The sequence below is a fragment of the uncultured Methylobacterium sp. genome, assembly GCF_964251405.1.
Classification (GTDB): domain Bacteria; phylum Pseudomonadota; class Alphaproteobacteria; order Rhizobiales; family Beijerinckiaceae; genus Methylobacterium.
In genome coordinates this window covers 1-10,911 of sequence record NZ_CAXUJR010000098.1, presented here as the reverse complement: position 1 = coordinate 10,911, position 10,911 = coordinate 1, and the positions used below count along the sequence as shown (strand labels likewise).

The 10,911-nt window shown below is 69.4% G+C and carries 6 protein-coding genes; 2 read left to right on the top strand and 4 right to left on the bottom strand.

The genetic code is table 11. The features are described from left to right. Window positions 1-4,838 (bottom strand): NAD-glutamate dehydrogenase (locus ACFE7U_RS15185; RefSeq protein WP_375410560.1); only part of this gene is annotated, 4,838 nt, incomplete at its 3' end. Window positions 4,839-5,317: 479 nt separating this feature from the next. After that, a complete protein-coding gene (locus ACFE7U_RS15180; protein WP_375410557.1) occupies window positions 5,318-6,433 on the bottom strand; it encodes an FAD-binding domain-containing protein in 1,116 nt (371 codons plus the stop codon). 182 nt (window positions 6,434-6,615) lie between these two features. On the opposite strand from ACFE7U_RS15180, the gene ACFE7U_RS15175 reads away from it, so the two are divergent. Continuing rightward, window positions 6,616-7,608 carry an MBL fold metallo-hydrolase gene (locus ACFE7U_RS15175; protein WP_375410556.1) on the top strand — a complete coding sequence of 331 codons (993 nt, stop codon included), beginning with the start codon at window positions 6,616-6,618 and terminating at the stop codon, window positions 7,606-7,608. A gap of 53 nt (window positions 7,609-7,661) precedes the next feature. On the opposite strand, the gene ACFE7U_RS15170 is transcribed toward ACFE7U_RS15175, so the two are convergent. Together ACFE7U_RS15170 and ACFE7U_RS15165 are read right to left on the bottom strand one after the other, a co-directional pair. Further along, entirely contained in the window at window positions 7,662-8,705 is a 1,044-nt protein-coding gene (locus tag ACFE7U_RS15170; RefSeq protein WP_375410555.1) for a YihY/virulence factor BrkB family protein, read from the bottom strand. A 256-nt stretch (window positions 8,706-8,961) separates the two neighbouring features. After that, window positions 8,962-9,414, bottom strand: coding sequence for a hypothetical protein (locus tag ACFE7U_RS15165; RefSeq protein WP_375410554.1), 453 nt, complete (start codon window positions 9,412-9,414; stop codon window positions 8,962-8,964). Window positions 9,415-9,573: 159 nt separating this feature from the next. Between ACFE7U_RS15165 and ACFE7U_RS15160 the strand changes: the two genes are divergently transcribed. Then, window positions 9,574-10,680 carry an alpha/beta hydrolase gene (locus tag ACFE7U_RS15160; protein ID WP_375410553.1) on the top strand — a complete coding sequence of 369 codons (1,107 nt, stop codon included), beginning with the start codon at window positions 9,574-9,576 and terminating at the stop codon, window positions 10,678-10,680. Window positions 10,681-10,911: the final 231 nt, after the last annotated feature.

Genomic DNA, 10,911 nt, shown 5'->3' with positions numbered 1-10,911 from the left:
CGGCGGGCGAGGTCGCCGAGCAGGCTCGACGCCACCACCGCCTTCGAGACCGTGAGCCCCGACGAGGCGATGGCCTCCACCGCCGAGCGAATCCGGGCGAGCGCCGGCCCACGGGCCCTGCTCCAGGCTTCGACCGCCTCCGCCCCTGCCCCTCCCCCGCTCACGACCTCCGCCGTCAGCCCCCGATGGGCCATGGAGATGCCGGCGACAGCCCGCTCCAGAGCGACCCTGTCGAAGGTGTCGCCGACCGGCGCCCCACGCGAGGCGGCGACGAGATCGTCGAGACGGAACGCCTGGGCGATGGCGAAGTGGGTGGCGGCGATTTCCGGCAGGGAATGGCCGTCGGTCTCGGCGATCCGCACGATGTCGGGAGCGGAGACCAGAGCTTGCAGCGAGGCCAGCCGGCGGGCGGGCTCCGCCGCCATGCCGCGACCGACGAGTTCACTGCGGCGCGTTTCCACCGCGGCGGCAACCTCAGGATCGAGCACCCGCGGCAGCACGTCGAGCACGGCGCTGACGCCCTCGCGGTAGCGCGCGACGATGGGAGAGATGCCCCCGGTGAGATCGAGGTTGCGGATGAACCAGACGATGCGGTTCGAGAGCAGGTCCTGGACCTCGGCGTAGAGACCGAGCTGGTCCTGACCGGGTATCTTGCCGTCGAGCCCGTCGATGGCGAGGTTCAGCTCCATCAGCCCGTAGGCATCGCGGGTCACCGCGTAGGCCTTGGCGATGGTGGCGGCATCCGCCCCGGTCTCGTCGACGAGGCGGGTCACCAGGGTCGGGCCGCCCCGGTTGACGATGATGTTGGAGAGCGTGGTCGCGATGATCTCCCGGCGCAGGCGGTGGCCCCTCACGGTGTCGGGGAACCGACTCTTCAACGCGGCGGGGAAGTAGCGCTGCAATTCGCGGTCGAAATAGGGGTCGTCGGGGACGGGGCTCGCGAGTAGGGCGTCGTAGAGCGAGATCTTGGCGTAGGCGAGCACCACGGCGTATTCCGGCCGGGTCAGGCCCTCGCCCTTGCGCAGGCGCTCGGTGAGGGTCGCGTCGTCGGGCAGGAACTCGACACCGCGGTCGAGGCGGCCTTCCGCTTCCAGCACCTGCATCACCCGCATGGCGAAGCCGGTTTCCCCAGGCCCCCGGCGCAGGGCCAGCGACAGGGCCAGCGTCTGGAGCTGGTTGTTGCGCAGCACCAGGCTTGCGACGTCGTCGGTCATCTCCACGAGGAGGGCGTTGCGGGCTTGCACGTCGAGGCGTCCGTCGCGTTCGGGCGCCATCAAGGCGATCTTGATGTTCACCTCGACGTCCGAGGTGTTCACCCCGGCGGAATTGTCGATGGCGTCGGTGTTGAGACGCACGCCGGCGCGGGCCGCCTCGATGCGGCCGCGCTGGGTCAGGCCGAGATTGGCGCCCTCGCCGATCGCCTTGGCGCGGACCATGGCGCCGGTGATGCGGACGGCGTCGTTGGCACGGTCGCCGGCCTCCTCGTCGGTCTCGCTCGAGGCGCGGATATAGGTGCCGATGCCGCCGAACCAGAGGAGGTCGACCGGCGCCTTGAGGATCGCCTGCATCACCTCGGTCGGGGCGGCCTCGGCTTGATCGAAGCCCAACGCCGCCTGGATCTCGGCCGAGAGCGGGATCGTCTTGAGGCTGCGCGAGAAGATGCCGCCACCCTCCGAGATCAGGTCCTTGTCGTAATCGGCCCAGGACGAGCGGGACAGGGCGAACAGCCGCTGGCGCTCGACGAAGCTCCTGGCGGCATCCGGGTTCGGGTCGAGGAAGATGTCGCGGTGGTCGAAGGCGGCCACGAGCTTCAGGCTTTCCGACAGCAGCATGCCGTTGCCGAACACGTCGCCCGACATGTCGCCGACGCCCGCCACGGTGATCGGGTCGCTCTGCGTGTCGACGTCGATCTCGCGGAAATGGCGCTTGACGGCCTCCCAGGCGCCCCGCGCGGTGATGCCCATGGCCTTGTGGTCGTAGCCCTGGCTCCCGCCCGAGGCGAAGGCGTCGCCGAGCCAGTGGCCGCGCTCCAGCGAGAGGCCGTTGGCGATGTCGGAGAAGGTGGCGGTGCCCTTGTCGGCGGCGACCACGAGGTAGGCGTCGTCGGGGTCGTGCCGGACCGTAGCGGGCGGCGGCTCGATCCCGTCGCCGACGATGTTGTCGGTGAGTTCGAGCAGGGTCCGGATGAAGAGCTTGTAGCTCTCGGTGCCCTCGGTGAGCCAAGCCTGCCGCTCCGAGGCCGGGGGCAGGCGCTTGGGGAAGAACCCGCCCTTGGCACCCACCGGCACGATCACGGCGTTCTTCACCTGCTGCGCCTTCACCAGGCCCAGGATCTCGGTGCGAAAATCCTCCGGCCGGTCCGACCAGCGCAGGCCCCCGCGGGCGACGTAGCCGTAGCGCAGGTGCAGGCCCTCGACGCGGGGCGAATACACGAAGATCTCGAAGAACGGCCGCGGCAGCGGCATGCCGGCGACCTTGGCGCAGGCGAACTTGAACGAGGTCGTCTCGCGCGGTCGCCCATCCGGCCCGGTCTGGAAGAAATTGGTCCGGACCGCGGCCTCGACCAGGTTGACGAAGCGCCTCAGGATGCGGTCGTCGTCGAGGCTGGTGACGGCGGCGAGCGCCGTCTCGATCTCACCGCGGATCGCTCCTTGAGCCGCCTCGCGGTCGCCGGCCAAGGCCGGGTCGAAACGGGCGCGGAACAGGGCGACGATACGGGCGGTGAGCGCCCCGTGCCGGCTCAGGGTCGCGGCGAGGTAGTCCTGGCCGTAGCGGATGCGAAGCTGGCGCAGGTAGCGGCCGAGCGCCCTGAGCAGCGCGGCGTCGCGCCACTCCATCGCGGCCTCCAGGACGAGGCGGTTGTAGCCGTCGGATTCGGCCCGCCCCTCGGAGAGCGCGAGCAGCGTCCCTTCCAAGGGCTTCTCGACCTCGGCCAGATCGATCGGCACGTCGCCGGCCCGCTGCAGCAGCATGTCATGCAGCCAGACCTGAGCCTCGGAGAGCTCGGCCTGGGGGAGCAGAATGCGGTAGGTCCGCTCGTTGATGACCCGGAAGCCGAGGTTCTCGAGAGCCGGCACCCGGTCGGACAGCGGCAGGGCCGCCCCGCGGGAGAAGACCTTGAGACGGGCCTGGGAGGGCCGGTCGGTGTCGCGGCGCCCGAGATCGGCAGCACGCGGGGCGGACTGGCTCAGGCGCTCTAGGATCGCAATGTCGGTGACGGCGACCGCCGGCGCGAAGTTTTCGCGGTAGCTGACCGAGAAGGCCTCGGCGTAGCGGTTCGCCAGCGCCCTCGCGGCCCCGCCCGGCCTCGTCTCCGCCAGGGCGTCGCGCAGCGCGTCGGCCCAGGTGCGCACGATGCCTGCCACACCCGCTTCGAGGGCGGCGGGATCGCGCTCGGGCGTGTGCTTCCCCGAAAAGCCGATGACGTAGTGGGTCCGCGCCAGCGGGCCTTCGGGGAAGTCCGGGTAGGAGGCCGACAGGCGCCCCTCGTAGACCTCGGCGAGGTAGGCGCCGATCCTGGCCCGCACGGTCGAATCGTAGCGGTCCTTCGGCACGTAGACGAGGAGCGAGACGAAGCGCCCGAAGCGGTCGGGCCGCGACAGCACGCGGATGCGCGGCCGGTCGGCGAGGTTGATGATGGCCAGCGCGAAGCGGTGCAGCCGCTCGACGTCGATCTGGAACAGGTCGTCGCGCGGATAGGTCTCCAGCACGTGCAGCAGCGTGCGCCCGGCATGGCTCGTCGGGTCGAGGCCGGCGCGCGCTGCGACCTCGGCGACCTTGCGGCGCAGATAGGGCACCTCGCGGGCCGGGGAGCTGTAGGCGGTGGCGGCGAACAGGCCGAGAATGCGCATCTCGCCCGCGAGGGTGCCGCCCTCCGAGAACAGCTTGACCGAGACGTAGTCGAGATGGACCGGGCGGTGGACGCGCGAGCGCACGCTCGCCTTAGTGACGATCAGCGCCTGCGGCGTGTCGAGGAAGGCAGCGATCTCGGGCGCCATGCTGCCCAGGATCCGGCTCAAGCGCTGCCCGGAGCCCTCGGGGTCGCGCAGGAGCCCCAGGGCCGCGTCGCCGAGATCGGGTGGAGGTCCAGCCTTGACAGCGTGCGCCTGCATTCCAAGCAGGGTGAAATGCCCGTCGCGCAGCCATTCGAGCAGGGCCAAAGCCTCGGCGATCTCGGCCTCGGCCAGGGGCAGCGCAGTGCTCCGGTAGCGCTCGGCGAGGGTGTCCATCAGCGCCAGCATGGGGGCAAGGTCGTCGGTGGCCGCCACCACGTCCCGATAGACCTGGGCGAGGCCCTCGGTGAGCCGCGAGCGCGCCTCGGCATCGTCGAGGCGGTCGAGGTGGATGTGGATCACGCTCTCGCGGTGGACGTCGCCATGGGCCTCGGCGGTGGTCTCGCCGCCGACCCGCGTGAGGCCGCCCGCCTCGTCGCGTTCCACCGCGAGGATCGGATGGGCGACGAGGAGCGGCGTCAGGCCCAGGCTCGTCAGTTCGGCCAGAGTCGAATCGAGGAGGAACGCGCGGTTGTCGTTGACGACGTCGAGAACGGTCAGCTCGCGCTCGCGGCCGTCGCGCTCCACCGTGACGTCGGAGAGCGTGACGGTGGCCGCCCCGTCCGGGCGCCGGGCCGTCGCAAGATGTCGCCGCGCGGCGATGGCCAGGGCCGCGAGGGCCTCGGGCGCGTAGGGCGCGAGGTCTTCCGGGGGCACGCGCCCGAAGAGGTCGCGGACGAAGCCGCTCGGCTGCCCGCGCTCGGCGGCGAGCGCCGTGCCCGCGTCGATCAGGCCGGACCGCGTCGCCCGATCCTCGCTCGAGGTCAGAGCCGTCGTCGCATCCATCGCCATCTCGACCTCCATGAGCCGCGCGCCGAATCGTCTGGCCCGAGCCGGGTGCCACGTCCTAGGCGATTCTCGCGGCGCCGACATGGCATTTCCGGACAGGGTCCTCGGCGCAGGCGTTTGAATTCGCCGCGCGGCGCCAACTCAGAGCCATCCGGATGATCGACCCAGGTCGTTGACGTGGACATGGGAGGGGATGCGCACCCCCGTCGTCATTCCGGGGCGCCCCCCGATCCGGCCTTCGGTCGGTCCAAGGACAAGCTCCGGCGAGCCCGGAACCCAGAAACACAAGCCTATAAAAATCTTGCGCTGGTGGCGGTTCTGGTTTCCGGGCTCTGCTTCGCAGCCCCGGAATGACGATGAGTGGCGTTTAGTCGTTCTATCAACAAGAATGTACTCTTGCTTGCGAAGCCCACTGCTTGTCAGGAGGAGATATTCGTCTGATTGGCCTGAATTCAGTCAATCAGGTGGGGCAGGTATCACAAGCCCTCGGCGGCGAGGATCTGCGGGATGGCGGCCTTGACCTGGAAGAACCCTTTCGTCGCGCGTGGCCAGATCGCGCGATCCCAGTCCCGCTGAATCCTCGCGCAGGGCGGCAGGATCGCCGCTGACGGGCCGACCGGAGCCCAGGCGGCAACCACCGGCAGCGTCCCGGCCCAGCCCTGTTCCACGAGCCCGGCCGGGCAGCCGAAATGCGAGGCGGCTCGCGCGAGCGCGTCCGCCATCGCCTCGCGATCGGCCCGGCGCACACGATCCGCCGCGTCGGAATGCGTGAGGCATCCGCCGATCTGCACGACCCGGGCGTCACCCAGCGGCAGGCTCTCGGGATGGAGGTCGTCGAGATGCAGGAGGAGGGCGACCTCGCCGCGGGGCGGCGCATCGGACGGCGGCGGCTTCACGGCCGCCACCGGCTCAGGCTCCTGCAACGCCTCCGCCTCCTCGTCGAGGCCGACCGGATCGAAGCGGCCTTCGGTGTAGCGGCGGATGTTCTCGCGCCGCGCCAGATAATGCTTGCCGCGGGTGTGGAGCCCTCCGACCCATCGCCAAGACAGGGTGTTGCTGGCCGGGTCCCCGTCGATCAGGTGCCGGAGGAAGAAATCGGCGCCGAGCGCCCAGGGCAGGCGCAGGGTGAAGATCCAGATCGATGCGAACCACATCCGGGCGTGGTTGTGCAGCCAGTTCGTCTCGACGATCTCGCGCGCCCAGTCGTCGAATCCCTCGATCCCGGTGCGGCCTTCGACGGCGCGATCGTAGGTCTTGCGCAACCCCGCTTCCGTCGCGAGCCGGTGCCGGCCCTCGGCGACGAGACCCTGGTAGTCGGCCCACACGGCCGGGCGCGTCTCGAGATGTCCCTTGAAGTAGGTCCGCCAGAACACCTCCTGGACGAAGCGTTCGGCCGCGATCGGCCCGTGCGCGGCGAGTGCGGCCGCGACCACCTCCCGCTCGGTGATCAGCCTTCGGCGCAGGTAGGGCGAGAGCGCCGAGGTCGACGCGTCCGTCTCCGGCCCACGGTCGGTATTGCGGCCGCCGGCATAGTCTTGCCCCATACGGTCGGTGAAGTGTGCGAGACGGTCGAGACCGGCGGCGCGGGTCATGGGAAAGCTGCGATCCATCCCTCGCGAGATAGGGCGGTTCCGTTATGATCCGACCATGGTGCGGGCGTGGGTCGCGGCCGGCCCGGCTTCGTCCCAGCCGGACAGGCGCGCCGACGGCACGGTCATCCGGTACTTTCGGCGCCGCGGTTTCCGGAGCCGAGCAGGTTGAGGAGAGAGTTCAGATGACGCATGCGACCCGACGGACGGTCATGGCCGGTACGCTCGCCGCGACGGCCATGGCGGTCACGCGCGTTTCCCCGGCCTCCGCACAGGAGGATGCGGGAACGCGTCAGACACCGGGCTACTACCGCTACCGGGTCGGCGACGTCACGGTCACGGCGGTGACGGACGGCGTCAACACCTTCCCGCTGCCCGAGCGCTTCGTCGTCAACGCCCCCCGCGAGGAGGTCGCCGCGGCCCTGATCGCCGACTTCCGGGACGGCGCCACGCTCTCGGTGCCCTATACGCCCCTGGTGATCGAGACGGGCAGCCGCCGCGTCGTCATCGATACCGGCAACGGCGAGGCCGCCTTCCAGTCGAGCAAGGGCGCCTTCGGACAGTTCCAGACCAATCTCAGGGCCGCGGGCATCGACAGGGCCGCCATCGACACGGTCGTCATCTCGCATTTCCACGGCGACCACGTGAACGGGCTCCTGACACCGGAGGGGCGGCCGGCCTTTCCCAATGCCGAGATCCTCGTGCCGGAGGCGGAATGGGCCTACTGGATGGATGACGGCGCCATGAGCCGGGCGCCGGCCGGGCGGCTCCAGGATGGCTTCCGCAACAGCCGCCGGGTGTTCGACGCTCTCGCGCGCAAGGTCACGCCCTATGCCTGGGACAAGGAGATCGTGCCGGGCCTGACGGCGCTCGGCACACCCGGCCACACGCCCGGGCACACCTCCTTCCTGCTCGCGTCCGGCGACAAGAGCCTGTTCGTGCAGTCCGACCTCACGAACATCCCGGTCCTCTTCGCCCGCCGGCCGGGCTGGCACGTGACGTTCGATCAGGACCCCGTGATGGCCGAGGCGGCGCGCCGCAAGGCCTACGACCGCATCGCGGCCGAGCGGACGCTGCTGCAGGGGTTTCACTATCCCTTCCCCGCGGTCGCCCACCTGGAGAAGACGACGGTCGGCTACCGCGAGGTGCTGGTGCCCTGGAACCCGGTGCTTCGCTGAGCGAGAGGGCGTCCGGCGCGCCGGACGGCAAGGGGGCCGAACCGGTGCGCGGGTCACTCATGCCTGGGACCGACGCTGTCCGCCACGAAGGCATCCCGCGCGCCGAGAGGCTTCGGCCGCCCTTCGGTGCTGTCGCGCACGGTCTGGCGCTCCATCTCCGAGTTGATCTCGGCCCCGAGCAGCATGACCACGATCGAGAGCCACATCCAGGTCATGAACCCGATGCCCGCGCCCAGCGAACCGTAGATGCGGTTGTAGCTGTCGAAACTGGCGACGTACCAGGTGAAGACCGCCGAGGTGCCGACCCAGAGGAGGGCCGCCAGGGTGCTGCCCCAGGTCACCCAGCGCCATTTCGCCCGGTTCCGGCTCGGGCCGTACCGGTAGATCGTCGACAGGCTCAGGCTCACGAGGAACAGCAGCGCCGGCCACCGTGCGATCTGCAGGATCGTATCCGTGAACCCCTCGAAGCCGAGCCGCTGCAGGAGTGGCGGCAGGAGGACGAGGACGCTCGTGGAGAGGAGGAAGAACACGACGCTGCTGAGGGTGAAGAGGAACGTCGTGGCGTAGAAGCGCACGAGGGTTCGCTTCTCGCGCTCCTTGTAGATGACGTTCAGGGCATCGAAGAGGGCGCTAACACCCGAATTCGCGCTCCACAACGCGATCAACAAGCTGATGAGCGACGTGAGGCTGAGCGACCCCGTGCTTTGCTGGGCGATCCTCACGAGCTGGTCGGAGAGTAGATCGAGCGCGCCGGCCGGCAGGATGCTGTTCAGCAGGCCGACATGCTGACTGATCACGTTGGGGTCCGAGAACAGCCCGTAGATCGAGACGACCGCGACCAGTCCGGGAAAGACGGCGAGCAGGGCGAAGAAGGCGACTCCTCCGGCCGTCGCCAATACCCGGTCCTGCGGCAGCGCCCAGAACACCCGCCAGAGGATATCCTTCCACCCCGCCGGGGGGATGTCGGTCGGCTCCTTCGCATCGCGCCCGCGGCCGACTTCGCCCGCCCGCCGCTGCGCTTGCGCCAGCGCCTCCTGGTCTGGCGACCGGGTGCCGACCGAGCGCGGGGCCTCGCTATCCTCTTCGTCCTTCACCATGGAAGGATCCCTGTCAGAATCGATCGATCGAGGACGTCCTCCGGCACGATAAGGTTTTCCTGGATGTGGCAAAACACATGATGCCGAAGCTCAAGACCCGCGCCAATGCGACACGCGGATTCGATCAAGAGCACGCGATGCGGGCCGACGATCCGGAGACGCCGCTCGCGAACCCGCACGGCGGCGCTTTCGGATCGAGACGAGCGCCCGTGGACGCCAGCCCCTCGCCGATGCGAACGGCGCAAGGTGAGCGTTCCTAGACGCCGGCTGGGGCGAACAGGTCGAGTTGCGCAACCTGAGCCTGGGTCGACCTGCGCGGCCGCTGGGCGCGAGGGCGGAAATACGGCAGCGCGACGCCCGGCTTGCCGTGCAGGACGCCCCCGAGGACCCGGCACCCACCCCCGTCGTGAAACAGATACAGAGTGTGAGGACCGGCCTTCAGGATCTCCTGCACGAGCGTGTCCGTCTCGGGACGTGTGCCGGCGCAGCCCAACAGGCAGGACAGGCCGGCCTCGACGATGCCGAAGGCCCTGAACTCGATCCTGCGGGTCGACCATCTCTGCAGAACGACCCCGACGGTGGTCACCGCAAAGGGGTTGGGGGCGAACTGCGTCGCCTCGTCGGCGATGAAGGCGCAAAACCGCTCACGCTCGGCGACATGGAGGGCGCTTGAGGTCGCGGCGCCGAGTTGCTGCTTCGAGAGTGTCACGCCCCGCAGCCTAGGCCGGTTCGCGCCGAAGGCCTACGGGGCGAATCCCGTTATCCCCCATCGGCGATCGACGGTCGCGGGATCGCCCCCGGCGTTGCCCGCCCGCGCGCGAACTGCTTCAACCCGTTGGCCGCACCTGTGGCGGCGAGGGAGACAACGATGCAGAGAACATCGACGAAGCGCCAGATCCTCCGGACTTTCGCGGCGCTTGGCGTGGCGGCGGCCTGCGGCACGGGGATCGGCTCCGTGGTCGAGGCCGCCGAACCGGGTGCCCGCGACCCCAGCACGCGCGACCCCATCACGGTGGAGAGTTTCCGCGTTCCGACCCAGGATCCGGACATTACGCTCTATGTCCGCAACAAGCGACCCGCCGGCATGCAAGCGTTCCCGGCCGAGAAGATCCTGCTTTACGTGCACGGGGCGACCTATCCGGCCTCGACCTCCTTCGACCTGCCCCTCAACGGGCTCTCGATGATGGATTACCTCGCCGGCCAGGGCTACGACGTCTATCTCGTCGACCTGCCCGGTTACGGCTTCTCCGATCGGCCCCGGCAGATGAGCCAGCCGGCCCAGGACAACACGCCGTTCATGCGGACGCCGGACGCGGTGCGGGCCGTCGGCACCGCGGTCGACGCCATCCTGAAGCGCCGCGGCGTCGACAAGCTCAACCTGATGGGCTGGTCGTGGGGCACCTCGACCATGGGCCTCTACACCTCGCAGAACAACGACAAGGTGAACCGCCTGGTGCTGTATGCGCCGCAATGGCTTGCCAAGGCGCCACCCAACCTCGGCAATACCGGCCCGCTCGGTGCCTATCGCAGCGTGTCACGGGACAGCGCGAAGGATCGCTGGCTCAAGGGCGTGCCGGAGGACAAAAGGGCTGGTCTCATCCCGCCGGGCTGGTTCGAGCAATGGGCCGACGCGACCTGGGCGACCGACCCGACCGGCGCGGCCCAGACCCCGCCGATCCTGCGGGCGCCGAACGGCATCATCGCGGATTCCCAGGAATACTGGCAGGCCGGCAAGCCGCTCTACGACCCCGGCCTGATCCGCGTGCCGACCCTCGTCATCCACGCGGAATGGGATGCGGACCTGCCGAGCTACCAGGCCCAGGACTATTTCACCAAGCTCACCGCCGTGCCCTACAAGCGCTTCGTCGAGCTCGGCGAGGGCACGCACACGGTGATCATGGAAAAGAACCGCATGCAGTTCTTTCGCGAGGTCTCGGCCTTCCTCGGCGAGGCCGATCCCCTCGCCTTGAATTAGCCGAAACCGCGCCCCGGACAGTCATGAGAGAGTCCGGGGCGAATTCGGCATGACGACGGAATAGGTCGAACGGGCCTGCCCGCTCGACGCAGAGCCTCCTGAGGCAGTCAAGATCAGCGTCATGCTGCCAGGACCGGCCTGCTCTCATCACCCCTCGCGTCGTGCGTATATTGCGCGAACTGGCCGATCAGGGCGGGCCGGCCCATCAGGTAGCCCTGCGCGGCGTGGCAC

What these genes read in the sequence shown, in the direction of transcription:
- ACFE7U_RS15175 (WP_375410556.1), top strand. Translation starts at nt 6,616, where the DNA reads ATGACGCATGCGACCCGACGGACGGTCATGGCCGGTACGCTCGCCGCG.
- ACFE7U_RS15170 (WP_375410555.1), bottom strand. Translation starts at nt 8,705, where the DNA reads ATGGTGAAGGACGAAGAGGATAGCGAGGCCCCGCGCTCGGTCGGCACC.
- ACFE7U_RS15160 (WP_375410553.1), top strand. Translation starts at nt 9,574, where the DNA reads ATGCAGAGAACATCGACGAAGCGCCAGATCCTCCGGACTTTCGCGGCG.
- ACFE7U_RS15180 (WP_375410557.1), bottom strand. Translation starts at nt 6,433, where the DNA reads ATGACCCGCGCCGCCGGTCTCGACCGTCTCGCACACTTCACCGACCGT.